Source organism: Streptomyces ochraceiscleroticus, from assembly GCF_000720485.1.
In the GTDB taxonomy this organism is placed as follows: Bacteria; Actinomycetota; Actinomycetes; order Streptomycetales; family Streptomycetaceae; genus Streptomyces; species Streptomyces ochraceiscleroticus.
Window position 1 is genome coordinate 81059 of sequence record NZ_JOAX01000016.1, and the last position, 25415, is coordinate 106473.

Consider the following 25415-nt stretch of genomic DNA (forward strand, 5'->3'; position numbering starts at 1 on the left):
GACTGCGGGGCGAGCGATGCGGACAGGGCTGCTACGGATGGTGGGCGCGGCGACCGCCGTGTACGGCCTGGCGGTGACGGCCCGGCCCGAGCTGCTCGCCCGGCCCTCGGGGCTGGCGGACGCGGACGGCCGGGTGGCCGGGGCGACGCGCGTCTCGCTGCGGCCGCTGGCCTGGCGCGACGCGGCGAGCGGCGCCGCGCTGGTCCTCGCGCCCGAGGGCCCGGCGCTGCGGACGGCCGCTCTGGTCCGGATCGCCGCCGACTTCGGGGACGCGGCCCTGCTCGGCGCCACGCTCCCGGACCGGTCCGCGCGCCGGATGGCCGTCGCGGTGTCCGTCGGCTGGGGCGCCCTCTCGCTGGCGGGGCTGCTCGCGCCCGCCGCGCGGCGGCCGCGGGGCGTGCCCGGCCGGGCGTAGCGCACCCTCCGGGCGGCCTTCGCACGGCGTCCGCCTGCTGGGTCTTTTCACGAGACCATCCGTATCCTGGCCGCATGAGGCGGACATCCTTTGCCCACTGGCCCTGCTCGATCGCCCGCACGATGGATCTGCTGGGCGACTGGTGGACGCCGTTGGTGCTGCGCGAGGCGTTCTACGGGATCCGGCGGTTCGACGCGTTCCAGGAGTCGCTGGGGATCGCCCGCAACACGCTGACGGACCGGCTGCGCCGGCTGGTGGACGAGGGGCTGCTGGAGAAGCGGCCGTACCAGACAGAGCCCGTGCGGTACGACTACGTCCTCACCGAGAAGGGGCGCGACTTCTACACCGTGCTGCTGGCCATGAACCGGTGGGGCGACCGCTGGCTGGCCGGTGAGCAGGGGCCGCCGATCGTCTTCCGGCACGACACGTGCGGGCACGACAGTCACGCCGAGGTGGTCTGCGCCGACTGCGGCGAGCCGATGACGGCGGAGAACACCCGCGCCCGGCCGGGCCCCGGCTATCCGCCGAAGCTGGCCGAACGGCCGGACGTACGGGAGCGGTTCGGGCGCTGAGCCCCCCGCCCATCGGCGGCGCTACGTCTTGACAGGTGAGTCTATCTACGCAACTTTGGAGGTCAGGGCCCCGCCAGGGGTGGTGCTGAGGAGGATTGCCGGGTATGGAGTGGACGGGCGCGCGGTATGCGGACGGACCGACGGTCGAGGTGGACGCCTGGGTCGGGGCCGCGCCGGAACGGGTGTGGGAGCTGGTGTCCGACGTCGAGCTGATGCCGGAGCTGAGCGCCGAACTGCGGTCGGCGCAGTGGCTGGACGGCGCGCCGGGGCCGGCCCTCGGTGCCCGCTTCGTCGGCCACAGCGCCCATGAGGCACTGGGGGAGTGGCAGACCACCTCGTACGTTGTGGAGTGCGACCCGCCGCGCGCCTTCGCCTGGGCCGTCGGGGACCCCGAACACCCCACCGCCACCTGGCGGTTCACCCTCACCCTCGAGGACGGCGGCACCCGGCTGCGGCAGTGGGTCCGGCTGGGCCCCGGCCGGTCGGGGCTCTCGCTGGCCATCGAGCGGATGCCGGAGAAGGAGCAGAAGATCGTCCACGTACGGCTGCGGGAGTTCGAGCGGAACATCACCGCCACGCTCGGCGCGCTGAAGGAGCGGGCCGAGCGGGCCGAGCACACCGGCTCCCGGAAGGCGGATGCCTGATGCGCACCGCGACGACGATCGAGGCGTCCGGCGGTCCCTGGCCGGAGCTGGTGGACTACGTCACCGAGGCCGAGAAGCTGGGCGTGGACATCTGCTGGGTGGCCGAGGCATGGGGCGCGGAGGCTCCGTCCCCGCTGGGCTACCTCGCCGCGCGCACCGAGCGCATGCTGCTCGGCTCGGGCATCATCCAGCTCGGCACCCGCACGCCGATGGCCATCGCCCGCGCGGCGATCACCCTGTCGCAGATTTCCGGAGGCCGCTTCCTGCTCGGGCTCGGCCCGTCCGGGCCGCAGGTGATCGAGGGGCTGCACGGCGTGCCGTTCGCCCGGCCGCTCACCCGCATGCGGGAGACCGTCGAGATCGTGCGGCAGGCCGCGTCCGGCGAGAAGATCGCTCATGCCGGGCGGGAGTTCACGATCCCGCTGCCGGGCGGCGAGGCCAAGCCGATGCGGCTCTCGATGCGTGCCGAGCACGACATCCCGGTCTACCTGGCCACCCTCTCGCCGAAGATGCTCCGGCTGACCGGCGAGGTCGCCGACGGCTGGCTCGGTACGTCCTTCGTCCCCGAAGGCGCCAAGGAGGCGTACTTCGACCACCTGGACGCGGGGTTGACCGCCGCGGGCCGTACGCGGGCGGCGCTCGACATCTGCCAGGGCGCCGAAGTGGCGTTCGCCGAGGACGAGGACGCGCTGCGCACGATGGTGGCCGGGCGGAAGAAGGAGCTGGCCTTCAGCCTCGGCGGCATGGGTTCGGCGAGCACGAACTTCTACAACCGCGCCTACAGCCGCCAGGGCTGGGCCGAGGTCGCGGCCGAGGTGCGGGAGCGCTGGCAGGCCGGCGACCGGGACGGCGCCGCTGGGCTGGTCACCGATGAGATGGTGCTCGGCACCACGCTCATCGGGACGGAGGACATGGTCCGCACCCGGCTGCGGGTCTGGCAGGCGGCGGGCGTCGACACCGTACGGCTGTACCCCGCGGGCGACACCCTCGACGCCCGGCTGGCCACCCTCGGCCGCGCCCTGGACCTCGTACGGGAGGTGACGGCCGAGGCCGGGTAGCCGTCAGGCCGTCAGAAGCCCACCGTTCCGTCGATGCCCTCGCGCAGGAAGTCGGCGTGGCCGTTGTGGCGGGCGTACTCGTGGATGAGGTGCAGCATGACGAGGCGGAGCGAGACGTCCTCGCCCCAGCGCGCGAAGTGGCCGGTCACGTCGAGCGAGGGCGCCGCCGCTTCGATGCGCCGGGCGTGCGCGACCTCCGCCTCCCAGGCCGCGAACGCCTCGGAACGGGTGGCGCCGCTCGCGTCGTACGCGACCTGGCGGTCGCCCTCGGGCGACCAGACGAGGGGGACGTCCTCGGCGTTGATCACCTGGCGGAACCAGGTGCGCTCCACCTCCGCCATGTGCCGTACCAGGCCGAGCAGGGTCAGTGTGGACGGCGGCATGGAGTGGCGGCGAAGCTCCTCGTCGGTCAGGCCCGCGCACTTCATCGCGAGCGTGCCGCGGTGGAAGTCGAGGAAGGCGCGGAGCGTCTCCCGCTCCCCACCCCGCAGCGGCGGCGTCACCCGGTCGTCCTTGAGCGGCAAATGTCCGGTGGTCGCCGACTGCTCGCTGGTCACTGGCGGTCTCCTCCCCGTGGCGCGCCCGTGCGGCGGCCCCGGCGTGAGGTTAGCCCGCTTCGGTCTTCACCGCCGGGGTTTCCTCGGCCCGCTTGCCCAGCGCGCTGTGCCGGCGGCCGTAGCCGAAGTACAGCGCGAGGCCGGCCGCGAGCCAGACCAGGAAGCCGATCCAGGTGATGACCTGGAGGTTGAGCATCAGGTAGAGGCAGCAGAGGAGCGAGACCAGGGGGATGACGGGCACCCAGGGCGTACGGAACGCGCGGGGCAGGTCGGGGGCCGTGCGCCGGAGGATGAGCACGCTCGCGGAGACCGCGGCGAATGCGAACAGCGTGCCGATGTTGACCATCTCGGCGAGCAGGTCGAACTTCAGGAACGCGGCCAGGCACGCCATGATGACGCCCAGCACCCACAGGTTGATCTTCGGCGTGCCGTGCTGGGGGTCGACCTTGCACAGCGCCTTCGGCAGCAGCCCGTCGCGGGCCATCGCGAAGACGACCCGGCTCTGGGAGCGGAAGCAGATCAGGCTCACGGCGGTCAGGCCGACCACCGCGCCCACGCTGATGACCGTGGCGAAGCCCGGGTGCCCCTTGGCCGTGAAGGCGTCCGCGAGCGGTGCCTGCACCGACAGCTTCGAGTAGTGCTGCATGCCGGTGACCACCAGGCACACCGCGACGTACAGCACGGTGACGATGATCAGCGAGGCGATGATGCCGATCGGCAGGTCGCGCTGCGGCTTGCGGGTCTCCTCCGCGGTCGTCGCGACCATGTCGAAGCCGATGTACGCGAAGAAGACCATCGCGGCGGCGCTCAGGATGCCGGCCACGCCGAACGCGGTCGGGGTGATGCCGGTGAGCACCTGCAGCAGCGGCGCCTGCAGCCCGGAGACCTTGCCGGTCGGCTGGGCGTCGGGCACGAAGGGGTGGTAGTTCGCGGTGTCGATGAGGAACGCGCCCGCGATGATCACCAGCAGCACGATGGCGAGCTTGACCGCGACGAGCACGTTGGTGACGCCCTTGGACAGCTTGCCGCCCGCGATCAGTACGCCGGTCAGTACGAGGATGAGCAGCGCGGCCGGCAGGTTCATCACCGAGCCGTCGCCGCCGCTCACCGCCGCGGGCAGGTGCACGCCGATGCCGTTGAGCATGGAGCTCAGATAGCCGGACCAGCCGACCGCGACCACCGAAGTGGCCAGCGTCAGTTCCAGGCTCAGCGCCCAGCCGATGATCCAGGCGGGCAGCTCACCGAGCGAGGTGTAGGAGTAGGAGTACGCGGACCCGGCGACCGGCACCGAGGACGCGAATTCCGCGTAACACAGCGCGGCGCAGGCGCAGACCGCGGCGGCGACGATGAAGGAGAGCGCCACGGCGGGGCCCGCCATGTTCCGGGCCACCGTGCCGGTCAGTACGAAGATTCCGGTGCCGAGAATGACACCCACCCCGAGGATCGTGAGATCCAACGCGGAAAGATCACGACGAAGGCGCTGTTCGCCTTCTCCGCGAGCCTCCTTCAGCGCGCGTTCCAGGGGCTTTTTTCGTAGCAGACTCACGGTGTTTATCCGAACTCTCTGGGTTACCCGGGAACAAAGGGTGGTGTTCCCGACCAGGGAGTGTCGGACAACCGCGCAGCTCACCGCAACGCGACGCCCCGGTGTCTCACATCGTGATACGTCTCGTCCGTGCCGGTATTTCCCCGGTCACCTCACTCACATGACCGTGCCGATATGCCACGGCACGAATTCCTCCTCGCCGTATTCCATCGATTCGCTCTTCGTCGGCTCGCCCGAGGCGACCGCGAGAACGCGTTCAAAAATGGCCTGCCCCGTTTCCTCGACGGTGGAGGTGCCGTCGATGATGCCGCCTGCATTGATGTCCATGTCGTCGGCCATGTGCTCGAACAGCGGGGTATTGGTGGCGAGTTTCAGGCTCGGTACGGGGGCGCAGCCGAAGGCCGAGCCGCGTCCGGTGGTGAAGCACACGAGGTTCGCGCCGCCGGCGACGATGCCGGTCACTGAGACCGGGTCGTAGCCGGGGGTGTCCATGAAGACGAAGCCCTTGCTGGTGACGGGCGCCGCGTAGTCGACGACGTCGGCGAGGGCCGTCGTGCCGCCCTTGGCGACCGCGCCGAGCGACTTCTCCAGGATGGTGGTGAGGCCGCCCGCCTTGTTGCCGGGGGAGGGGTTGTTGTCCATCGACCCGCCGTTCTTCGCGGTGTACTCGCGCCACCACGCGATCCGCTCCAGCAGCTTCTCGCCGACCTCCTTGCTGGCGGCGCGTCGCACCAGCAGGTGCTCCGTGCCGTAGATCTCCGGGGTCTCGCCGACGACGCCGGTGCCGCCGTGCTCGACCAGCCGGTCGACCGCGTTGCCGAGTGCGGGGTTGGCGGTGATCCCGGAATACGAGTCGGAGCCGCCGCAGTTGGTGCCGAGGATCAGCTCGCTCGCCGGCACGGTCGTCCGGCGGGCGCGGTCGGCGGCCGGCAGCATGGCGGTCAGCCGCTCGACGCCCGCCGCCACGGTCTTCTTCGTACCGCCGAGCTCCTGGATCGTGCTCGCGGACACCCGCAGGTCCGCACGGAGCGGCAGCCCGTCGGTCAGCGCCGCGATCTGGTTGTCCTCGCAGCCCAGCCCGAGGAGCAGGAAGCCGGCGAAGTTCGGGTGCGTCAGATAGCCGCGCATGACGCGCCGCAGTACCTCGATGCCCTCGCCGTCCGCGGCGAGTCCGCAGCCCTGCCCGTGGGTGAGCGCCACGACGCCGTCGATGTGGTCGTAGTCGTCCAGGATGCCGGAGTACCGCATCCGGGCGGCGATCTGTTTGGCGGCGGTGGCCGAGCAGTTGACGCTGGTGAGGATCCCCAGGTAGTTCCGGGTGCCGACCGAGCCGTCGGCGCGCACGTAGCCCCGGAAGGTGGCGCGCTCGGACTCGGGGAGCAGGTGCACCGGCCGGGCGTCCACGGAGAACTCGTAGGCGCGCTCGAACTCCCGGTACTCCAGGTTGTGCAGGTGGACATGGTCGCCGGGCGCGATGTCCGCCGCGGCGAAGCCGATGACCTGGCCGTACCGCAGGACGGGCGCGCCCCGACGGACGGCACGCAGCGCGATCTTGTGCCCGCGTGCCACGTCGTCCCGCAGCAGTACGGTCTCGCCGCCCGCGTCGACGGTGGTGCCCGCCGGGATGCCGGCCGTCGCGACCGCGACGTCGTCCTGGGGCTGGAGGCGGAGGGCACGGGCTGCGGGCGGGACCATGAGCACCTCGATACGTGGGCGGGGCGGCCGGAGGGGTTCGGGCTTTCTGCTCGGGGCGTGTTCGGGATATCGACCAGTGATTGATATCCGGAGCACGCTAGAACCGGGCCGTGGGGGTGTCAATGACGCCTCCGTCCCTGACCTGCTCCTGACGTGCCCTCAGGTGTGCCGGTCCGCCCGCTCATTGACGCCGCTCAGAAGGCGGCTTTACGCTCCCGCTCAGTAGGTCGGACAACGTTCGATATCTCGAACGCGATCAGAGAGGCTCCCATGCTGACGACGCCCCTGAGCGGTGTGATCCCCGTCGTCCCGACGGTCTTCGACGACGAGGAGGAGCTGGACCTCGCCGGGCTGGCCCGGGTCGTCGACTACCTCATCGACGGCGGCGCCGACGCGCTGTGCGTCCTCGCCAACTACTCCGAGCAGTTCTCGCTGACGGACGAGGAACGCGACCAGGTGTGCCGTACCGTCCTCGAACGCACCGCGGGGCGCGTCCCGACGGTCGTGACGACCAGCCACTACAGCGCCCGCGTCGCCGCCCGCCGCAGCCGCGAGGCGCAGGCGATGGGCGCCGACATGATCATGCTGATGCCGCCGTTCTTCGGCGCCACGATGGCGGTCCCCGAGGCGGCACTGACCGATTACTTCACCACCGTGGCCGCCGCCACCGACCTCCCGCTCATGGTCCAGGACGCCCCCATGTCCACCACGCCGCTGCCCGTCGGCGTCCTCGTCCACCTGATCAAGGAAGTGCCGCAGTTGCGGTACGCCAAGATCGAGACGCCGGGCGCCGCCGACAAGCTCCGTACCCTCATCGCCGCGGTCGGCGACCGGCTGGAGGGCCCGTTCGACGGCGAGGAGGCGGTCACGCTCATCCCGGACCTGGACGCCGGCGCGGTCGGCACGATGTCCAGCTCGACCGTGCCCGACCGGCTCGGCCGGATCGTGCGGCAGTACCACGCGGGGGACCGGGACGGCGCGGTCGCGGACTGGGAGGAGCTGCTGCCGCTGATCCACTACGAGAACCGCCAGTGCGGGCTGCGCGCGCAGAAGATCCTCATGGCCGAGGGCGGCATCATCGCCTCCGACCGCACCCGCGCCCCCTTCGGTCCGGTACCGCCTGCGACCCGCGCCGGCCTCCTCGAACTGGCGCGGCGCCACGACCCGTTGGTACTGCGCTGGGCGCGCTGAGGGGCCGGGACCCGTTGGTACTGCGCTGGGCGCAGTGAGGGGCCGCAGCCGGTGCCCGTGCTCAGCCGGTCGCGGTGCCGTCGGCCGTGGGGCCGGGCGACCGCAGCGGCCGTACCGGGAGGTCGGCGACCAGCCGGCCGTCCTGGTCCTCCACCAGCAGCGACTTGATGGCGTCGCGGGCCATCGCGGTCATCATGCGGGTACGGGCGCCGGGACCGGGCGCGGTGAGGCTGCCGGCGGGCATCCGGTGCCCGTCGGCATCGGCCGTCATCATCCGGTACGTCCGGCCGGGCGTGAGCCCGGACAGGGACACCGGTACCTCGGTGCCCCACGGGTGCGGGATCATCAGCCCCTCGCGGGCCACCGTGACGACGTCCACCGGGCCGCTGTCCCGGTCGTGCACGGCCACCGGTACGAGGACCGCGAGGACGGCCAGCACGGCGGCGGCCGCCAAGAGGGCGACCCGGCGCGCACGCCGGGGCCGGGGACGGGGTGCGGGGGCCGGTACAGCCGAGGGGAGCGGAAGGAGTCCGGGCGCGGGCAGCCGCGCCGGCGCACCCTCCGCGCGCTCGAACGTCCGCACCACCCGGCGCACGCCTTCGCACTCGGCCGCGCACTCCTCGCACCCGGCCAGATGCCGGGTCAGGGCCGCCGGCAGCGGGCGGCCCAGCAGCAGGAGTTCGGTCGCCTGCGAACGGACCGCCTGGCACAGGGCACTCATGGGGCCAGCCATCCGTTCTCCTCCAGGATGCTCCGTAGCGCGCGGACACCGTAATACAGCCTGCTGCGCATGGTGGCCGCCGGGATACCGAGCTCGGCGGCGAGGTCCGCGCAGGTCCGGCCGAGGAAGTAGACCTCCACGACGGCCTGCCGCTGATCGTCGGAGAGCCGCAGCAGCGCCTCGTCCAGCTCGATGCGGGTCAGCAGGTGGTCGAAGACGTCGGTGCGGACCGGCTCCGGCTCCCGCTGCTCCCGGCGGTCGGCGCGGTCGCGCACGGACCGGCGGCGCACGGCGTCCACCACCGCGTTGCGGGCGATGGCGAAGAGCCAGGTGCGCAGCGTGGCGCGGGCCGCGTCGAAGCCGTCCGCCGCGCGCCAGGCACGGATGAAGGTCTCCTGGACCACGTCCTCGGCGAGCTGGTGATCGCCCAGCGCGTTGAGCGCGAAGCCGTACAGCTCGCCGCCGTACCGGTGGTAGGCGATCCGTACGTCCGCCTCCCCGGCCAGCGTCTCCTCCGCAGGCGCGTGCCCGTTCCCGGCTGCCGGCTTCGCGCCGGGCGCGTCGGCCGTCCCGCGGCGGCGCACGCGCCGGAGCAGCCCGCCCACTACCGGCTCCGCCCCGGAAGTCCCGCCCACCGCACACGCATGCGCCCGTCCTCCTCCAACGCCGAGAGCCGATCATCTGTGATCACCGTCGAGGGTGATCACCGTCGAGAGGGATACGTGCCGCGGGCCGATGGCGTTGAAGTCCGTCGGGGAAATTTCCCGAAGCCTCGATCACGCACTCTCGACCAGGTCAGGAATCCTCGATCAGGACGACGTGCTTGAGGTAGCGGCTCCCGAGGCCGATGAGCAAGGTGGCCTTGGCGCGGTCCAGGCGTACGTCGATACGGCCGTGGCGATGCGCGTCGGTGGCGAGGCTCAGCAGGTCCGAGGCGCAGCCGACGCTGAGGAAGTGCAGCCGGGAGAGGTCCACGACCAGATGGCCGTCGTGCGCCGAGCGCTTGAACGCCTCGCGCAGCGCGGAGATCCACTCGATCTGGGTGGCCATGTCCGCCTCGCCGATCAGCCGGACGAGGCCCGCCGCGTGCAGCACATGCAGGTCACCCGGCCCGTCGAGCAGGTCGTGCGGGTGGGCCGCGTGCATGGCGTCGAGCACCGCGGGCTCGAAGGCGCTCGTGTCGTACGCACAGACCTCGCTGTAGACGCGAGTGGCGAAAAGATGCGCCGCGTTCTTCTCGCAGGCCATCACCTCCTCCACATCCGCGCCGAGGTCGGCGACCCAGCGCATGTCGATGTACGCGCGCAGCCCGGCGTAACGCTTGGCGAGCGCGTCGGTGATCTCCTCCTGGATGCGCTGCCACTCGCGGGCGGGGATGAAGCGGCCGTCGGGGTGGAGCAGCATGCGCATGCTGGCGAACACCAACTGGCCGCTGGCGCAGACGTGGTCGAGCGCGGGGCCGTGTTCCTCCAGCCGTTCGCGCACCGTGTCGCGGTCGGCCTGCGGCGCGGGGCAGATGATGACCTTCTCGCCGCGTGCCAGCCCCGTCCAGGCGTACGCGGCCACCAGGTCCCACCTGGGCCGCTCCGTGTACCGGCAGAACGCGTGGTCGCCGGGCCGCAGCCGCTGTACGGGCAGTGTGCCGCGCTGCATCGCCTCCCCGGCCATCGTCCGCCGCCTCCCGACCGCACCACCGTCCGATGTCCGACCGCACCACCGTCCGGACCGTGCCGTAGGCCAACCTCAGCAGAACGTAAACGACCGCGTGCGTGCCGCGCCGAGTCGTGCACCAACTGCACGACTGTGCAAGGAAAACCGCTTACTCCAGCCCTCCACCCGAACGAACCGGTGCAGATCTCGAACGAAAGCCATCAGTTCGTGTCCACCGCCCCGCGGCATTGACCCCAACCCGCCGGCCCCTTACGTTCACCCTCCGGCGCGTGGCACGGAACGCGCACCGCCGGCTTTCCGAAGGAGGCCCAGGTGTCCGTCACCATCTGTTCCCTGCTGTGGGACGCGAAACGACACGGCGCACGCACTCAGAAGATCTCCTACGACTCCGACGGCTACCACCTCGTCCGCTTCCCCTACGGCACGTCGGACGAGAGCTACGACCCGTGGCGCATGCACGACCCGGCCAACGGGGGCGGCGAGCCCTCGGCCTTCCCCGACGCCCGCTCGGGACTGATATGGCCCAGCCACGAGGGCTGGGGCGTCCTCTCCGCGATGGTCTTCTGGGCCGCCGACTCCCGCCCCAACGAGTATCGCGCCCGCTTCGTCCGCGACCCGCTGAACAGCGCCGGCGGCTATGACTCCACGGCCACGACGGACACCTGGAAGACCGGCGGCGGCCAGTACAAGACCTATATGTGGCAGATCTTCGTCCACCCCGGCACCCCGGTCGGCCTGAAGATCTCGGCCCGCGGCAGCGGTGACACGAAGGTCGCAGCGCCGATCACCCACGCCCAGTTCAAACTGGCCATCCATACGGACGTGAAGCGGCCCTGACAGACCTCGCCGCGACGGGAACCCCGTTGCCGAGCAGGTCGTCAGCGTGAACGTGGTGCCAGGAGGTCGATCTCCAGTGCCCGCTCCCGGACGTGGTCCAGGGCCCGCCGGACGGCTCCGATCGAGACGACGTCCTTCCCGAGCTCCGATGCGACGACGTCCGGCAGGGGAGGGTGCACGTACTGGGGCAGGTCGCGTTCGATGATCCGCAGGATCCTGGTACAGGACGGCGCCAGGGAACCGGCGAGCACGACCCGTTCGGTGTCGAGCAGTACTACGAGGGCGGTCACGATCCTGGCGAACCGTGCACCGAGGCGTTCGACGGCCTCGGTGGCCAGGGGGTCGGCGGCGTCCGCCGCCGCGAAGACGGCCTCCGCCTCGATGTCCTCCAGGGGGAGCTCGCGAAGGCTCGACGTGGGGTGGGCCTCGGGGTCACGTACCGCTTCCCGGACCCAGTCCCGGAGCAGGCTGGCGGGGCCGAACGGAGAGCCGACGCCTTCCACCAGGTTGAGGAAGTGCATCTCGCCGGCGCCTCCGCGCGCGCCCCGCAGGAAGCGGCCCCCCTCCACGATGCCTGCGCCCAGAAGCTCGCCGGCTATCAGAGTCACGTAGTTCTCGAGCCCGCGGCCGGCACCCTGCCAGCCCTCCGCGAGCGCTGCGAGGTTGGCGTCGTTGTCGACGAGAGCGGTCCAGCCGTGGCGATGAGCCAGGTGCCCGGCGATGTTGGGGTTCATCCGCTCCCAGTAGTCGTTGGCGGTGCCCACCGTGCGCCCGTGTGCATCCACGGGCGCCGGGATGCCCACCGCAACGGTCAGTACCTGTGAGACCGCCGGCGATGTCGCCTCGAGCGCTTCGAGGATCGTCCGGCTGAGAACGTCGAGGCGCTCCTCGGCCGAGTGCCGGTCGCTGGAGAACGGCCGACTGTGCCGGGTGAGGCTTCGTCCTCGCAGGTCCGTGACCGTGGCTGTGGTGCTGTGCAGGCCGCAGTCGACACCCACGAGCACGCCGGCCGTGGGCCGGAAGGAATAGCGCCGTGCCGGGCGGCCCATGCGGTAGTCACCGTGCTCGCGCTGGTTCTCCACCTCCTGGATCCAGCCCCGGTGCACGAGCTCCTCGCAGACGTCGTGAACGGTGGCCCTGGTCAGGCCGGTCGAGGCCATCAGGTCCGATCCCGTGACCGGGCCCGAGTCCCACATGTGATGCAGGACGGTCCGCAGGTTCACCTCCCGGATGTGCCGCGCCGAGGGGCGCAACTTTTCGTCAGCCAACCCTTGACCTCCCTGGATCGCCCACCTAGCTTACATCCAGCGTTTAAATCTAGTGACTATATTTAAACGCTGATGGAAGGTGGGCGGAGGCGGCGAAGGACGCCTCCCCGGGCGCGGGACCGCCTCCGTCAGGCACACCACAAGGAGCCACCACATCGCCAGGCGGACGATCTCCGCCGCCGTGATCCCCGCCGACAACGGTGCGTCACGACTCAGGACGGAGTCCATGACGCGCCCTCCCTCCTCGGCCCCGTACCTCCCCGGCGGGCGCCGAGGGACCGACCTCACTCCAAGGAGCACGTTGTGAGCACTCCTCCGAGCCGCATCAGGCGGTCCACCCTTGCCCTCGGCGGGCCGGCGGCAAAAAAGGCCCTCCTGGCGATGTCCGTGGCCACGGTCCTGGCGGCCACCCTGCCGTCTGCGTCGGCCGTGCCCTCCCGGACGTCCGTTGCCACGGCGGCCGCGGCTGACGCGCGGTGCGCTGTCCCCGACGAGCCGGGCCGTTTCAAGGACGGCACCGGTTCGGCCACGGTCACGGTGACGGATGTCAGTGAGGACTGCCTGCGCACATACAAGCTGGTCAGCTCGGTCTCCGGTGAGCGCGTCTTCAAGGAGGCGCCGGGCAAGCCAACGCTGCGGTCCGGCTCGGTGCTGCTGGACGGCCTGTACGCCATGGCCCACGACGACGCGCGGCTGAACGAGGCCGACAAGGTCAGCGACGGTTCCTATAACGACGGCAAGCCCATCGACTGCCCCGGAGGCTGCTACACCACCGGTAAGGAGTGGACGTACGTCTGGACCCGGGACGTGTCCTACTCCGCGAACCTCGGCCTGACCGCCGCCGACCCCGAGCGGATGCGCAACACCCTCGCGTTCAAGCTGAGCGAGCGGCGCGACGGCTCCGGGGACACCCAGATCATCCAGGACACCGGTACCGGCGGCAGCTACCCGAACTCCACCGACCGGGTCGTGTGGGCGCTCGGGGCGAGCGAGACCATCAACTGGCTGCCGGACGGCGAGCGCCAGGCATTCGCGGCCAAGGCGTACGACGCCATCCGCAACACCATTGAGCACGACCGGAAGGTCGTCTTCGACCATGGCGACGGTCTCTACCGCGGTGAGCACTCCTTCCTCGACTGGCGCGAGCAGAGCTACGCGGACTGGACGAAGGACGACGTGGCCACCATCGCCACCTCCCGGTCACTGTCGACGAACGTCGCCCACTGGGCAGCCATCGATGCCGCGTCCCGCCTCGCGGACGGCGCCGGGGACAAGGCGGCCGCCGCCAAGTACCGCGGGTGGGCGGACGATCTCGCGCAGGCCATCCGCGAGAAGTTCTGGCTGCCGAAGAAGGGCCAGTTCTCGCAGATGCTCTCCACCGAGCACGACACCTCCCCGGTGAACCGGTACGACGCGCTGGGCACTTCACTGGCCGTGCTCACCGGCGTCGCCACGCCGGAGCAGGCCGAGCAGGCGGTACGCAACTACCCGCAGACGGCCTACGGGCCGTCGGTGCTCTGGCCGCAGCAGCAGGGTGTGCCGTCGTACCACAACAACTCGGTGTGGCCGTTCGTGACCGCCTACATGATGCGGGCGGCCGCTCGTACGGGGAACGACGGCGTGGCCACGCAGCAGGCACGGTCCCTGGTCCGGGGAGCGGCGCTGTTCGGTACCAACAAGGAGAACGTCAACATCCTCGACGGCAGCACCAAGACGGTCATCAACTCCGACCGTCAGCTGTGGAGTGTCGCCGGGATGATGTCCATGGTCCAGCAGAGCATCTTCGGCCTCGACGCCGGCGAGGACGGCCTGCGCATCAAGCCGTTCCTGCCCGCGCAGCTGCGGGACACGTACTTCCCCGGCAGCAAGCGTGCCGTGCTCAACGGCCTGAACTACCGCGGCCACAAGGTGAACGTCGCACTCGACATCCCGGAGGGCCGGCCGGAGGACGGCGCCTACCGGGTGCAGTCCTTGGCGCTGAACGGCAAGGAGATTCCGGCCGGCACGGCGATCAGCGAGGACCAGCTCGGCGACGGCACGTCCACGGTGACGGTGAAGCTTGCCCAGCCGGAGGCGGGCTCGGGGCAGCAGGCCCGGAAGCCCGTGGACGTCTCGGCCAAGGAGTCCCTGTACGGGCCCACCACTCCGGATGTGCGGAGCGTCGCCTCCCAGGACGGCGGACTGCGCCTGTCCGTCGACATCGGTGAGGAAGACCCCTCCAACGTCACCATGGACGTCCTGCGCGACGGAAAGGTGATCGCCGAGAACGTCGAGGTGAACGCCGGCGAGCAGGCGTGGACCGACAAGTACGCGCGGCCCGAGGACGTCTCCCCCTGCTACAGCGTCCGTCTGACCCACACCTCCAGCGGGAACACCTCCCAGCACGCCAAGCCCGAGTGCTACTGGGGCAAGGACGACTCGCGCGTCCAGAAGGTCACCGGCGAGGACTTCGAAGTGACCGGCGGGAAGAAGACCAGCGACGAGAACGGCGTGTACTACTCCGACTGGGGCACCGCGCCGGGCGACAAGATCACCGCCCGCATCACCCCCAAGGCCACCGGCGACTACCTCCTGCAGGCCGACGCCGCGGTCGGCGGCCCCCTCAACACCGGCGTCTCCAGCGGCATGAAGATGCTGCGCGTGTACGACGACGCCACCGGCGAACTCGTCACCGAACACGTCATCGCCATGCCCAACACCGGCAGCTGGACAACGGTACGAGGCTCCACCTTCGCCAAGGCGAAGCTGACCCGGGGCAAGAAGTACCGGATCGAACTCGCCCAGGACCGGCTCGCCGTCAACATGGGCTACTTCCAGCACAACGCGCTGTACAAGGACACCCGCGGCGGCCCGACCAACAACAGCAACGTCTTCGCCATCAAGGCACTGCTGAAGAAGCAGGACACCGCGACCGCGGAGTAACCGGCCCGCACCATCGCAGTCCCCAGCAACCGGCACCGAGCGGCCTGCGGTGATCCCCGCCGCCCCTCTTCCTCGGTCCTGTCCCGGCCCATTCCTGGAGCCGGGGCAGGACCTCTTCGCGGTCATCGGCAGCGGGCCCGATCGGCCGAGGCAGCACCGAAGCACGCCGAATTCCGTCACCCGTGCACCCGCCGTATCGTGGGAGAGACAGCGCTTCCATGTGCGGAGCCGCTGTGACCACGTGAGCGGTCGGCCGCCGACGCGGTCGCTCGCCGTGTCCAGGGACAGGCAGGGAGGTCCCTCGGATGAGCAAGGGTCTGCGCCGGGCTGTTCTCGTCGGGGTTGCGGTGTCGCTGGCCGTCGGCCTCGGGGCCTGTGGGCAGGCCGGCGAGTCCGGCGGCTCGCACACCGGCACCTCCGCCGGCCTGAGGATCGGCCTTCTGCTCCCGGAAAACCAGACCGCCCGCTACGAGACCTTCGACAGACCGCTCATCGAGAAGAAGGTCAAGGAGCTGTGCGGCCGCTGCACGGTCGAGTACGCCAACGCCCAGGACAATGTGTCCACCCAGCAGCAGGCGAACGCCATGATCAGCAAGGATGTCGACGTCCTGATCCTCGACAGCGTCGATTCCAAGTCCCTCCGTTCCGCGGTAACGGCGGCGAAGAACGCGGATATCCCGGTCGTTTCCTACGACCGGCTCGTCGAAGGCCCGGTCAGCGCGTTCGTCTCCTATGACCTCACGGCAATCGGTAAGGCCCAGGGCGAGGCGCTTCTCAAGGCCGTGGGAAACAATGCGGGCGGCGGCCGGATCGTCAGGGTGGAGGGCCCCACGAGCGGTGCGCGCGACTCGTCCGAAGAAGGCGCGCTGTCCGTCCTCGAGGGCAAGGTGAAAATCACCAAGCCATACACCGCCGCAGCATGGAACGCCGAGAACGCCCATGCCGCGATGTCCGGCGCCATCGCCGCTCAGGGCGCCGACACCATCAAAGGCGTCTGGGCCGGCAACGACGTCATCGCCGCAGGTGCCATCTCGGCCCTCAAGGACGCTCATATCGAGCCGCTGCCGCCCGTCGTCGGCCAGGACGCCGAACTCGCGGCCGTGCAGCGCATCGTCAGCGGCGAGATGTACATGAGCGTCTACAAGCCCTACAAGCCCGAAGCGGACGCCGCCGCAACGATGGCCATCGCCCTGGGGCGTGGTCAGGGCCTCGGCAACGTGCCCAAGGACCGGGTGAACAGCGCGACTGCGAAAGACATCCCGGCTGTCCTGCTCACTCCGGTCTCCTTGACCGTGCACAACATCAAGTCCACCGTCGTCAAGGACGGCACGTACACGGTCGATCAGATCTGTACCCCGAAGTACCGGTCCGCTTGCGAGAGGGCCGGACTCACCGAGTAGAGCCGGTACATACGGACGTGTAGCGGTCCTGAGAGCGAACCGCCCGGCGGTGACCGTGGGTTGAATCGCTCGGATGGGGGCAGGTGAAGCTACTCAGTGTTCGCGCTTGAGAGGGTGAAGACATGACGACGCTTTCGGTCCATGCTGCCGAGGAGCACACGCCGGCCCCGGGCACACCTCGGGTGGGGGCCGGTGGCGGGGAGCTTCCATGGGTCGAGAACGCCGCCAAGGTCGCTCCCAAGGACGCGAAGGCGCTGACCAAGCTGTTCTTCGAGCGGCTGGCGGTGCTGGACGAGGGCACCCACGAATATCAGTACGCCCGCAACACCGTTATCGAGATGAACCTCGCGTTGGTGCGCTTCGCCGCTTCCCGGTTCCGTAACCGTGGTGGTGACCCGGGGCAGATGGAAGACATCGTGCAGGTGGGCACGATCGGTCTGATCAAGGCGATCGACCGTTTCGATCTCTCGCGCGAGGTCGAGTTTCCGACTTTTGCCGTGCCTTACATCATCGGTGAGATCAAGCGGTTCTTCCGGGACAGCACATGGGCCGTCCATGTGCCGCGGCGTTTGCAGGAATTGCGTGTCGAGCTGGCTCAGGCCAAGGAGCGTCTTGCCGCCACGCTGGACCGGGAGCCCACAGTGGCGGAGCTCGCCGGCGACCTGAAGATCAGCGAGGAAGAGGTCATCGAGGGCATCGTCGCGAGCAACGGTTACACCACCAGCTCCCTGGACGCCCCCAGCGACAGCGCCGAGGCCGCCGGCGACGGCCGCTCCATCGCGGATGCCGTCGGCGCGGCGGACCCGGCGATGGAGCTGGTGGAGGACCTGCACGCGCTGGCACCGCTCCTGAACGACCTGGGGGAGCGCGATCGCCGGATCGTCGAGATGCGTTTCGCACGGGAGATGACCCAGTCCCAGATCGGCGAGGAGCTGGGTGTCTCGCAGATGCATGTCTCCCGGCTGCTGACCCGCATCCTCGAACGCCTGCGCAAGGGCATGCTCGCCGAGTCGTAACCGTTCGGCACGGCCGGAGCCAGGCCGGCCGTGCCGGAGCTCACGCGTGCACCAGCACTCCTCGCCGGGGCAGGGCCGCGGTGACGACCTTGCCGTTCGGCTCCACGGTGACAGAGGTGGTTTTCGCCAGGCCGCGCACCAGTCCCCAGCCGAATCCGCCGCGTTCTCCGGAGAAATCAGGTTCGCGGAGCCGGGGTGGGAGAGTGCTCGTATCGCGAACGGCGACGGTAATGCTGTCCGAGTCGGCTGACAATTTCAGGGAGCAGGAACGGCTGCCGGCATGCCGTACGGCATTCGTGACGAGTTCGGAGACGACCAGCTCCACCGAGTCGGCCGCGTCCTGCGGCAAAGACGGATTCAGTCCCTGGAGAAAGGTGACGGTAAGGTCCCGCGCTTTCGCCACCGCTTCAGGACGGCAGTCCAGCCTGACGTGAAACGTCGCTGGTGCAGGGAGGGGAAGCGGCACGGTCGCGCTGCTCATCAGCTCACCTCATTTTGCGTCGTCCGTGATGCCTTCAGGCCGGGGAGCGTGCCCGATAACCAAGCGGCTAACCACGAGAGTTCGCCGGCTTCTCCGACGCCGAATCGAGAAGCCGCTTCCTGTCAACTGTTCAAGGAATCAGCTGTTAAGGATTGGCGGGCCGGGGTAGGCGCGCGAAGGTGACCGCCGCCGCGCGCCTGCCCCGGCCGCTCCCTCCTTGTACCCCGGTAACGCTCCGTCACGCCATCGAACATTCCGTGCCAGTGCGGCGTTCCTTAAAGGGCCGGTGGAGCCGACGAGCAGCAGGAGTACGCTGAAATCACCTGGGTATCCGACGGCGACGCCCGCCGTGGCCTTGGTCTTTTCCGTGAGAGAGGCGGTGAGGCCGCCATGGACACCGGTATCACCATCGCGGTCATCCTCGCGATGGTCGTCCTGGGGGCGCTGCTGATCCACCGCCTGAACGGCCAGCAGGCCGGCCGGATGGCGGCACACCCGCACGGCCACCGCCCGCACGGTCACCGGGGCCTGCCGCGCCTCCGGCGCCCCCACGGCTCCACTCAGCCGCCGCCCCCTGGGTCACATCCGTAGTTCCGCCACCAGCGCGGTGGCGCGTGCGGCCGGTACGCCCGACGAGGCCAGGACCGTGACCGCGGCGGAGCGGCCGGCCTCCTGCGGGGTGAGGAGGCCGTCGTTGACCGCCTCCATGAGTCCGAACAGGACTTGCTCATGGGCGTACGCGAGGGCCGCCGGCGGCAGGGGTGAGCTGAAGTCGCCCTGCTCCAGGCCCTGCCGCAGCAGCTCGGCGCAGGCTTCGCGGACCGGGGCGAGGCGGGTGCGGATGCCCTCCATCGCGACGCTGCGCTGTGCGAGCGAGACGAGCAGGCGGTAGCGGTCCGCGATGGGCCACACCCCGAGGATCGAGCGGGCGACCGCCTCGGCGGGGTCGGTCACGCCCTCGCGGCCCTCGGCGTGCGCGGCCGCGACCGCCTCCACCGCATTGTCGATCAGCGCACCGATCAGCGCCTCGCGGCTGGGGAAGTGCCCGTAGACGGTGCGGCGTACGACGCCCGCCGCGCGGGCGATCTGGTCCATGGAGGCGTCCGGGTCGCGCAGCAGCTCGGCGAGCGCGACATCCAGGATGCGGCGGCGGTTGGCGTCGGCTCGTCCGGAAGTCACGGCCCCATTGTGCCTCCTCGTGAATCCCTCTCCGTCGTGCCCTCGCCCGCCCCTCACCCGCCCATTTGCACAACACTGTGCAATCGCTTAAGTTGCACATTGTTGTGCACTTGCACACCGCTGTGCATTTACGTGGCACTGTGCAAGGCAAGGAACTGCGGGCCCGTGCAGGGTCGAAGGGCGGCAAGGTGCCAAGGGAAAACGCGCGGACGCGGCGCACGCGTCTCGTCATGAACGAGCCGGTCGAGCGGATGGACCGGCCGTACGCCCGCCGCTGGTGGGCGCTGCTCGTGCTCTGTCTCAGCCTGTTGATCATCGTGATGGCCAACACCGCGCTCACGGTCGCGGCGCCCGACATGACCCAGGACCTCGGCCTCTCCAGCGCCGACCTCCAGTGGGTCATCGACGGTTACACCGTCCCGTACGCCGCGCTGATGCTGCTGCTCGGCGCGATCGGCGACAAGTACAGCCGGCGCGGGGCGCTCGTCCTCGGCCTCCTCGTCTTCGGCGGCGGCGCCGTGGCGGGCTCACTCGTCGACAGCGCGGCCGGGGTCATCGCGGCCCGCGCGGTGATGGGCGTCGGCGCGGCCATGATCATGCCCGCCACGCTCTCGCTGCTCGCCGCCACCTTCCCGCGCGCCGAGCGGGCCAAGGCGATCACGCTGTGGACCGCCACCGCGGGCCTGGCCATCGCGGCGGGACCGCTCGTCGCCGGCGCGCTCCTGCGCGACCACGGCTGGGCGTCGACGTTCCTGATCAACGTCCCGGTGGCGGCCGTCGCCCTCGTCGGCGCGCTGGTCCTCGTGCCGCCGTCCAGGGCCGCGCACCAGCACCGCATCGACTATGTCGGCGGCGCGCTCTCCGTCATATGGGTCGGCGCCCTCGTCTACATGATCATCCAGGGGCCGCACTTCGGGTGGGGCGCGAAGGCGGTCACCGCCGCGGTCGTCGCGGGCGTGGCCCTTGTCACCTTCGTCCTGTGGGAGCTGCGCCACCCGCGCCCGGTCCTGGACGTACGCCGCTTCGCCGACCGCCGCTTCTCGGGCTCGAACCTCGCGGTCGCCCTCTTCTTCCTCGCCGTCTTCGGCGCCTTCTACTACCTGACCCAGCACCTCCAGTTCGTCCTCGGCTACGACGCGCTCGCCACCGGCGTGCGGATGCTGCCGCTGGCCGGAGCGGTCTTCGTCGGCTCCGCAATGACCGGTTACCTCACCCCGCGCGTCGGCATGAAGGTCACCGTGACGGCTGGGATGGTCGGCGGCACCGCGGCCCTCGCCCTGCTCACACGGGTGGACTCCGGCTCCACGTACGGCGACTTCGTCCTGCCGCTGGTCATCCTCGGCCTCGCGATCGGCCTGGCCCTGTCACCGTGCACCGACGCGATCATGGGCTCGTTCCCCGAGGCCGAACTGGGCGTCGGCGGCGCCGTCAACGACACCTCCCTCGAACTGGGCGGCTCCCTCGGCATCGCCCTCCTCGGCTCGGTGCTCGCGAGCTCGTACTCCTCCCACCTGGCCGACGCGGCCGCCGGCACCCGCCTCCCCGGCGGTGCTCTCGCCACCGCGCAGGACTCCGTGGGCGCGGGCTACGCCGTGGCCCAGGGCATCGGCGACAAGGCCCACAAGCTCGCCGAACAGGCCGCACACGCCGGCAGCCCCGAGCAGGCCGCGCAGCTCAAGGCGCAGGCCGGTCAACTCGGCGACGGCGCAAGGCAGATGTCCGACGCGGTCGGCTCCGCCTTCTCGGACGCGGTCGCCCACACGAGTGTCATCGGCGCGGCGGTCCTGGCCGTGGGAACGGTCCTGGTGGCGGCACTGCTGCCGCGCAAGGAACGGCCGGGGACGCCGGGGGACGCCACGGCGCCCGACGGCACCGAAGTGCGCGCGGGCGAGGGCGTCCACGTGTAGGCCCCTGCTCAGTCCGCGTGAGGGCGGGCGGCGCCGATCGGCGGCGGGGTGCCGACGGTGTGGCTGAAGCAGTCGGCCTTCCCCGGGTCGGTGCCGAACCGCTTCCGCAGGCCGGTACGCCATGGACAGCGCCTCCGCGTACCGCTTGGCCTCGTCGTACACGCTGCGCGGGCAGCCCCGGGATCGGACGCTCTCAAGGTGGCTTGACCAGCAGGATTCATCTCGCCCGCGATGCGTCGGGCCGCCCCCGTCTGGCTCGGCCACCAGGACCGGCATCCCGGCACCGCATGGAGGAACGCTGGTGCGCCTACTCACCGATCTCGGGGGTTGTCCTCGGTACGCATCGCCCTATGGTCACAGGTGGGGCCACGGGCGGCTCTTGACCATGGCCGGGAGTCACGCTCTGAGAGCGTGGAACTGCTCCAGGGGTCGCAGCGCGCGCAGCTCGGCGTCCGCCGGCAGACACAACGGCCGACGAATTCGGAGACGGGGCGACCACTTCGCCGGTGCGGCGGATCTTCTGCCAGCGCAGTCGCGCACCGGTGGCCGCCGTGATGCAGGAGTGGATGAGCACCATGTACATCAATTGCCGATAGACGACCTGCTGGAGGGGGAGCATCACGAGGCAGCGGTAGCGCTCCCGGTCGAGGCGGAAGGCATAGGCGGCGCACAGGAGCTGGAAGAGGAGCAACAGGCACCAGACCGCCAGCGACTTCCACGGGGAGAGGAAGATCATCCCGTAGAGGGTGAAGACGTCGATGACCGGCGACAGCAGTGGGGCACCGACGTGGAAGATTCCCACGAGCGGCATGCCGACCCTGCCGAAGCGGCCCGAGGCCCCGTGCTCGACGACCGAGCGGCGGTGCTTCCACAGCGCCTGCATGGTGCCGTAACTCCAGCGGTAACGCTGCCGCCACAGCAGGCGGAAACTGCTCGGTGCCTCGGTCCAGGCGACGGCGTGCTCCTGATAGACGACACGCCAGCCCGCGCGGTGCATGGCGATGGTGACGTCGGTGTCCTCGGCGAGGGTGTCCCCGCTCATGCCGCCCACCTCCTCCAGCGCCCGGCGACGGAAGGCTCCGACCGCGCCGGGGATGGTCGGTATGCAGTCCAGAACGTCGTACATCCGGCGGTCGAGGTTGAAGCTCATCACGTACTCGATGTGCTGCCAGGCGCCGATGAGTGACCTGCGGTTGCCGACCTTGGCGTTACCTGAGACCGCGCCGATGTGCGCGTTGGCGAAGGGCTGGACAAGTTCGGAGACGGTGGACGGTTCGAAGACGGTGTCGCCGTCCATCATCACGATGATGTCGTGACGAGCGTGGACGATGCCGTTGTTGAGAGCTGCGGACTTGCCGGCGTTCCGCTGTCGCAGGACGCGGACATTCGGAAGCCCGAGGGCCTCGACGATGTCCGCTGTGCCATCGGTGGACCCGTCGTCGATCACGATGACTTCGATGGGATGCGTACTGGCGGTCAGCGATCGCACGGTATGGGCGATGCACTCCTTCTCGTTGTACGCGGGCACCAGGACCGACACCGGTTCGGTTACCGGCGGCCCCCAGGAGAACTCCCCCCGGGAGCGCTTGGGGTTGCGCTGACGGTGGTGCCGGCCGGCCAGGACCAACATCATGACGAAGCGGAGGACGACCATGCCTCCGACGACGTAGAAGAGGTACGCCAGCCAGGGAGCAGTCCATATCGCCACCGCTGTCACGGTCAGCATCGCCCGGCCCTTCCAGGAGGTCATCCCCGTGGCGTCGTGCATGGCGCTCCCGGACCCCATGGCCGCGCTGATCGTGGTGAACCGGTAGCCCTTGGCCTTCATATGGGTGATGTAGGCGTCCACGCCCTTGACGGACTCCGAGCGGTCGCCGCCCGCGTCGTGGAACAGCGTCAGGGCGCCCTTGTTGCCCTGCGGGGTGGCGTTGCGGACGATCTTCTCGACGCCGGGCTTCTTCCAGTCGTTGCTGTTGGCGTCGACGTAGGCGGTGGTGTAGCCCTTGGAAGAGAGGTATTTCAGGACCGGGAAGGACCTGTTGTCGATGGCGTCAGGACCGCTGGAGTAAGGCGTGCGGATCAGCGAGGTGGTGACGCCCGCGGCCCCGGCCAGCGCTGACTGCGTCGTGGACAGCTCCTGATCGATGCTCGCGTGGCTCGTGAATCCGAGGTTGGCGTGGCTGAAGGTGTGCACGCCGACCTCGTGGCCTTGGTCCACCATCGTGCGCACCACGGATGGGTGGCGGGCGATGTTCTGGCCGATCAGGAAGAAATCGGCGCGAACGTGGTGTCGGCGCAGCACCTCAAGCACCTTGGGCGTCCAGGAGGGGTCCGGACCGTCGTCGAAGGAGAGCACGACGGTCTTCGGCGGAAGGGAGCGGCTGGCCAGCTTCCCGTGCTCCTGGTCGATGACCGGGCCGCCCTGGCGGATCGACGTGGGCACCAGGTCCCAGGCTCCGGCCTTGTTCGCCTTCGGGTCAATCTTCAGGTGCGCGTGCATATGACCGTTGAGCATCAGCAGGCAGGCAAGAGCGAGCAGGCCGAGGACGGCGAGCAAGACCCGGGGACGGGGCAGGGTGCGCCGCACGACGCTGCCGACACGGCGCAGCGCCCTTGGAAAACGGTGTCGTGCGATCACGGGACGCTCACACTCCGGTATGCGGCGGACGACGCGGACACCGGATCCGGGGCGCGGCCGGAATCACCCATGAAGGAAATGCCGATCAGAACGGCATAGGCAAGGCAAGCGAGGGCTACGAAAATTCCGAGGGCCCAGAGGAGGTGAGCCCGGCGGCCGGAGGAGGCGACGAATACCGGGTGTTCGTCGCCCTGCTTGAGCTGCAGATTCATCACAGAGTTTCCATTCACATCGTCCGGGCCTCCCGGATGTGATACCGGGAAACAGCTCTTTTGACCTTCTATCGGGACACACTGGCTCACCAGCCCGATTTCCTCAGCGCATCGCAGAATTCGGTGGAGGAATTCGGGTTTGAATTATGAGTTTGCGTCAGATTCGGGCGCGAACATGCGCGTAAAGGCCAGCTCGTCCTGGAGGATTCCGGAACAGGTGGGCCGGGGTTTCTTCGTCGCTCCCTCGGCGCACTGCTGGTCACGGTCGGACGACCACATCGACAGCCAGGCGAGCCCCTTGCTGTCGGCGAATCGCTTCAACTGCTTGGCGTCCTCGACCGTGAACACCTCGGTCTTTGCGTCATTGACGCCGACCATCGGGGTGACGGCGAGTGTCCGCCACGCCGTGGCGTCATCCTCGATCGCCAGCGCCTTTTTGATCTGCCGCTGGGACGCGGTGGCGGCCTGGATGGCGTATTCCCCCATGTCACCGTTGTACGAGTTGCCGTAGTGCATCGCCAGGATGTTCACCGCGGAGATGTCAACGCCGCGCTTCCTCGCATCGGTCAGCAGCCTCACTTCCTTCTGGGCCATTCCTTGCGGTTCCACCGCGAGCGTGATGGATACGTCGAGATCCGGGTGGGCCTTCTGCAGTCGGGCGACGGCCTGGGCGCGCCGCGCATTGACTTCCGTGTTCGCCGCCGCAGCCCCCTCCAGGTCGAAGTCGACCTTGGTCAGCCCATAGGCGTCGACCACCTTCGCGTACGCCTTCTCCAGCGCGGTTGCCGATGGGCAGGCGAGGGCCAGTTCCGTGCCCGCCTGGCCGCCGAAGGAGACCCGGACGTCTCCGCCCCCGTCGCGCAGGTCATCGATCCGCTGGGCAATGGCGGCGGACCGCAGCTTCTCGTCGGCGCCCCACTCCGGTCCGCAGCGGCCACCGTCGGCGATCACGAAGCCGAGATTGAACTGCTTGACCCCCATCTTCGTCGCGGCACGGAGTACATCCGACGTCGAGTCGATGGAGGTGAGGGCGTACGGCGCGAAGGAGGGCTGCGCGGATGCGGCACGGCCGTCCCGCCCGTTGTTCAGGTAGGCCGGGATCAGCCAGGCGAGCAGCGCCGCGACGCCCAGCGCCAGCGTCAGTCGTGTGGTCACACCTGCGAGCCCGCGGCGCATCATGAGCCACCTCCCCCGGATGCACGGCATGCCCTGCGCGGCCCCAGGTGCTGGGGCCGCGCAGGGCATGCGGAAGATGTGGCCCGCGAGGGCCGGGGGGTGTCGCTGCCTGGGCCGCCTGGGCCGCCTTCGGAGTCCGCTGTTCGACGTCCGGCCGTGGCGCGCGATGACGTCGAGCGGGTCCGCCTGCTCCGCGGGGCGGCGATCCTGCGCACGGTGGCGCGGCGCACGGGTGCGGTAGTGGTCACGCGGTCGGATGCCCGCCGCCTGAGGTGAGAGTCGGGGCCGCGCAGCATGCCGCCCGAACGG

General features: G+C 69.9%; 23 protein-coding genes. 11 read left to right on the forward strand and 12 right to left on the reverse strand.

Features of this window, described 5'->3' with window-relative positions; translation table 11 throughout:
* The first annotated feature begins 16 nt into the window (after window positions 1–16).
* The 4 genes from IG84_RS0120735 to IG84_RS0120750 all read left to right on the forward strand — a co-directional run bounded on the left by IG84_RS0120735 (window position 17) and on the right by IG84_RS0120750 (window position 2689).
* On the forward strand, window positions 17–415 hold the full coding sequence (locus IG84_RS0120735) for a hypothetical protein (protein WP_031059266.1): 399 nt from the start codon (window positions 17–19) through the stop codon (window positions 413–415).
* Window positions 416–489: 74 nt separating this feature from the next.
* On the forward strand, window positions 490–987 hold the full coding sequence (locus IG84_RS0120740) for a winged helix-turn-helix transcriptional regulator (protein WP_031059268.1): 498 nt from the start codon (window positions 490–492) through the stop codon (window positions 985–987).
* A gap of 104 nt (window positions 988–1091) precedes the next feature.
* A complete protein-coding gene (locus IG84_RS0120745) occupies window positions 1092–1631 on the forward strand; it encodes an SRPBCC family protein (RefSeq protein WP_031059271.1) in 540 nt (179 codons plus the stop codon).
* Entirely contained in the window at window positions 1631–2689 is a 1059-nt protein-coding gene (locus IG84_RS0120750) for an LLM class flavin-dependent oxidoreductase (protein ID WP_031059272.1), read from the forward strand. The genes IG84_RS0120745 and IG84_RS0120750 overlap by 1 nt, the downstream gene beginning before the upstream one ends.
* Window positions 2690–2700: 11 nt before the next feature.
* Here IG84_RS0120750 and IG84_RS0120755 read toward each other — a convergent pair whose 3' ends face one another.
* The 3 genes from IG84_RS0120755 to IG84_RS0120765 all read right to left on the reverse strand — a co-directional run bounded on the left by IG84_RS0120755 (window position 2701) and on the right by IG84_RS0120765 (window position 6487).
* Complete coding sequence (locus IG84_RS0120755; RefSeq protein WP_245659459.1) at window positions 2701–3246, reverse strand: DinB family protein; 546 nt, start codon at window positions 3244–3246, stop codon at window positions 2701–2703.
* Window positions 3247–3295: 49 nt separating this feature from the next.
* Window positions 3296–4768: an amino acid permease gene (locus IG84_RS0120760; RefSeq protein ID WP_031059276.1), complete on the reverse strand. Its 1473-nt coding sequence runs from the start codon at window positions 4766–4768 to the stop codon at window positions 3296–3298.
* Window positions 4769–4948: 180 nt separating this feature from the next.
* Entirely contained in the window at window positions 4949–6487 is a 1539-nt protein-coding gene (locus IG84_RS0120765) for a UxaA family hydrolase (protein ID WP_031059279.1), read from the reverse strand.
* A 270-nt stretch (window positions 6488–6757) separates the two neighbouring features.
* Between IG84_RS0120765 and IG84_RS0120770 the strand changes: the two genes are divergently transcribed.
* Window positions 6758–7678, forward strand: a complete 921-nt coding sequence (locus tag IG84_RS0120770) for a dihydrodipicolinate synthase family protein (RefSeq protein ID WP_031059281.1) — start codon at window positions 6758–6760, stop codon at window positions 7676–7678.
* A gap of 61 nt (window positions 7679–7739) precedes the next feature.
* Here IG84_RS0120770 and IG84_RS0120775 read toward each other — a convergent pair whose 3' ends face one another.
* The 3 genes from IG84_RS0120775 to IG84_RS0120785 form a co-directional block, all read right to left on the reverse strand.
* Window positions 7740–8411, reverse strand: coding sequence for a hypothetical protein (locus tag IG84_RS0120775; RefSeq protein WP_157848921.1), 672 nt, complete (start codon window positions 8409–8411; stop codon window positions 7740–7742).
* Complete coding sequence (locus IG84_RS0120780) at window positions 8396–9004, reverse strand: sigma-70 family RNA polymerase sigma factor (protein ID WP_245659461.1); 609 nt, start codon at window positions 9002–9004, stop codon at window positions 8396–8398. The genes IG84_RS0120775 and IG84_RS0120780 overlap by 16 nt, the downstream gene beginning before the upstream one ends.
* Window positions 9005–9194: 190 nt before the next feature.
* On the reverse strand, window positions 9195–10067 hold the full coding sequence (locus IG84_RS0120785; protein ID WP_031059289.1) for an MEDS domain-containing protein: 873 nt from the start codon (window positions 10065–10067) through the stop codon (window positions 9195–9197).
* Between the two features lie 315 nt (window positions 10068–10382).
* Here IG84_RS0120785 and IG84_RS0120790 point away from each other — a divergent pair, with 315 nt between their 5' ends.
* Window positions 10383–10907: a hypothetical protein gene (locus IG84_RS0120790; protein ID WP_031059292.1), complete on the forward strand. Its 525-nt coding sequence runs from the start codon at window positions 10383–10385 to the stop codon at window positions 10905–10907.
* A gap of 41 nt (window positions 10908–10948) precedes the next feature.
* On the opposite strand, the gene IG84_RS0120795 is transcribed toward IG84_RS0120790, so the two are convergent.
* The gene (locus tag IG84_RS0120795) at window positions 10949–12175 is read right to left on the reverse strand and encodes an ROK family transcriptional regulator (protein WP_157848922.1); all 1227 of its coding nucleotides are present in this window, start codon (window positions 12173–12175) and stop codon (window positions 10949–10951) included.
* A 303-nt stretch (window positions 12176–12478) separates the two neighbouring features.
* On the opposite strand from IG84_RS0120795, the gene IG84_RS0120800 reads away from it, so the two are divergent.
* The 3 genes from IG84_RS0120800 to IG84_RS0120810 all read left to right on the forward strand — a co-directional run bounded on the left by IG84_RS0120800 (window position 12479) and on the right by IG84_RS0120810 (window position 17513).
* Window positions 12479–15097 (forward strand): MGH1-like glycoside hydrolase domain-containing protein, encoded by a 2619-nt coding sequence (locus IG84_RS0120800; protein WP_169749889.1) that lies wholly within the window; start codon window positions 12479–12481, stop codon window positions 15095–15097.
* Window positions 15098–15402: 305 nt separating this feature from the next.
* Window positions 15403–16497: a sugar ABC transporter substrate-binding protein gene (locus tag IG84_RS0120805; protein WP_031059298.1), complete on the forward strand. Its 1095-nt coding sequence runs from the start codon at window positions 15403–15405 to the stop codon at window positions 16495–16497.
* 122 nt (window positions 16498–16619) lie between these two features.
* The gene (locus IG84_RS0120810) at window positions 16620–17513 is read left to right on the forward strand and encodes an RNA polymerase sigma factor SigF (protein ID WP_031059300.1); all 894 of its coding nucleotides are present in this window, start codon (window positions 16620–16622) and stop codon (window positions 17511–17513) included.
* Between the two features lie 40 nt (window positions 17514–17553).
* Here the strand turns inward: IG84_RS0120810 and IG84_RS0120815 are convergent, their stop codons facing one another.
* Window positions 17554–17994: an ATP-binding protein gene (locus IG84_RS0120815; RefSeq protein ID WP_031059303.1), complete on the reverse strand. Its 441-nt coding sequence runs from the start codon at window positions 17992–17994 to the stop codon at window positions 17554–17556.
* Window positions 17995–18384: 390 nt separating this feature from the next.
* Between IG84_RS0120815 and IG84_RS38120 the strand changes: the two genes are divergently transcribed.
* Entirely contained in the window at window positions 18385–18585 is a 201-nt protein-coding gene (locus IG84_RS38120) for a hypothetical protein (protein WP_037800672.1), read from the forward strand.
* On the opposite strand, the gene IG84_RS0120825 is transcribed toward IG84_RS38120, so the two are convergent.
* Window positions 18574–19173, reverse strand: coding sequence for a TetR/AcrR family transcriptional regulator (locus IG84_RS0120825; RefSeq protein ID WP_031059305.1), 600 nt, complete (start codon window positions 19171–19173; stop codon window positions 18574–18576). The two genes, IG84_RS38120 and IG84_RS0120825, sit on opposite strands and share 12 nt — an antisense overlap.
* A gap of 230 nt (window positions 19174–19403) precedes the next feature.
* Between IG84_RS0120825 and IG84_RS0120830 the strand changes: the two genes are divergently transcribed.
* On the forward strand, window positions 19404–21080 hold the full coding sequence (locus IG84_RS0120830) for an MFS transporter (protein ID WP_031059307.1): 1677 nt from the start codon (window positions 19404–19406) through the stop codon (window positions 21078–21080).
* A gap of 307 nt (window positions 21081–21387) precedes the next feature.
* Here the strand turns inward: IG84_RS0120830 and IG84_RS0120835 are convergent, their stop codons facing one another.
* The 3 genes from IG84_RS0120835 to IG84_RS0120845 form a co-directional block, all read right to left on the reverse strand.
* Window positions 21388–23595 (reverse strand): bifunctional polysaccharide deacetylase/glycosyltransferase family 2 protein, encoded by a 2208-nt coding sequence (locus IG84_RS0120835; RefSeq protein WP_078649136.1) that lies wholly within the window; start codon window positions 23593–23595, stop codon window positions 21388–21390.
* A gap of 119 nt (window positions 23596–23714) precedes the next feature.
* Window positions 23715–23930 carry a hypothetical protein gene (locus IG84_RS0120840; protein ID WP_031059310.1) on the reverse strand — a complete coding sequence of 72 codons (216 nt, stop codon included), beginning with the start codon at window positions 23928–23930 and terminating at the stop codon, window positions 23715–23717.
* A 144-nt stretch (window positions 23931–24074) separates the two neighbouring features.
* Window positions 24075–25085, reverse strand: a complete 1011-nt coding sequence (locus IG84_RS0120845) for a chitinase (RefSeq protein WP_245659463.1) — start codon at window positions 25083–25085, stop codon at window positions 24075–24077.
* Window positions 25086–25415 lie beyond the last annotated feature (330 nt).

What these genes read in the sequence shown, in the direction of transcription:
- IG84_RS0120735 (WP_031059266.1), top strand. Translation starts at nt 17, where the DNA reads ATGCGGACAGGGCTGCTACGGATGGTGGGCGCGGCGACCGCCGTGTAC.
- IG84_RS0120740 (WP_031059268.1), top strand. Translation starts at nt 490, where the DNA reads ATGAGGCGGACATCCTTTGCCCACTGGCCCTGCTCGATCGCCCGCACG.
- IG84_RS0120745 (WP_031059271.1), top strand. Translation starts at nt 1,092, where the DNA reads ATGGAGTGGACGGGCGCGCGGTATGCGGACGGACCGACGGTCGAGGTG.
- IG84_RS0120750 (WP_031059272.1), top strand. Translation starts at nt 1,631, where the DNA reads ATGCGCACCGCGACGACGATCGAGGCGTCCGGCGGTCCCTGGCCGGAG.
- IG84_RS0120765 (WP_031059279.1), bottom strand. Translation starts at nt 6,487, where the DNA reads ATGGTCCCGCCCGCAGCCCGTGCCCTCCGCCTCCAGCCCCAGGACGAC.
- IG84_RS0120770 (WP_031059281.1), top strand. Translation starts at nt 6,758, where the DNA reads ATGCTGACGACGCCCCTGAGCGGTGTGATCCCCGTCGTCCCGACGGTC.
- IG84_RS0120775 (WP_157848921.1), bottom strand. Translation starts at nt 8,411, where the DNA reads ATGGCTGGCCCCATGAGTGCCCTGTGCCAGGCGGTCCGTTCGCAGGCG.
- IG84_RS0120785 (WP_031059289.1), bottom strand. Translation starts at nt 10,067, where the DNA reads ATGGCCGGGGAGGCGATGCAGCGCGGCACACTGCCCGTACAGCGGCTG.
- IG84_RS0120805 (WP_031059298.1), top strand. Translation starts at nt 15,403, where the DNA reads ATGAGCAAGGGTCTGCGCCGGGCTGTTCTCGTCGGGGTTGCGGTGTCG.
- IG84_RS0120810 (WP_031059300.1), top strand. Translation starts at nt 16,620, where the DNA reads ATGACGACGCTTTCGGTCCATGCTGCCGAGGAGCACACGCCGGCCCCG.
- IG84_RS0120815 (WP_031059303.1), bottom strand. Translation starts at nt 17,994, where the DNA reads ATGAGCAGCGCGACCGTGCCGCTTCCCCTCCCTGCACCAGCGACGTTT.
- IG84_RS38120 (WP_037800672.1), top strand. Translation starts at nt 18,385, where the DNA reads ATGGACACCGGTATCACCATCGCGGTCATCCTCGCGATGGTCGTCCTG.
- IG84_RS0120830 (WP_031059307.1), top strand. Translation starts at nt 19,404, where the DNA reads ATGAACGAGCCGGTCGAGCGGATGGACCGGCCGTACGCCCGCCGCTGG.
- IG84_RS0120835 (WP_078649136.1), bottom strand. Translation starts at nt 23,595, where the DNA reads ATGCTCAACGGTCATATGCACGCGCACCTGAAGATTGACCCGAAGGCG.
- IG84_RS0120840 (WP_031059310.1), bottom strand. Translation starts at nt 23,930, where the DNA reads ATGAATCTGCAGCTCAAGCAGGGCGACGAACACCCGGTATTCGTCGCC.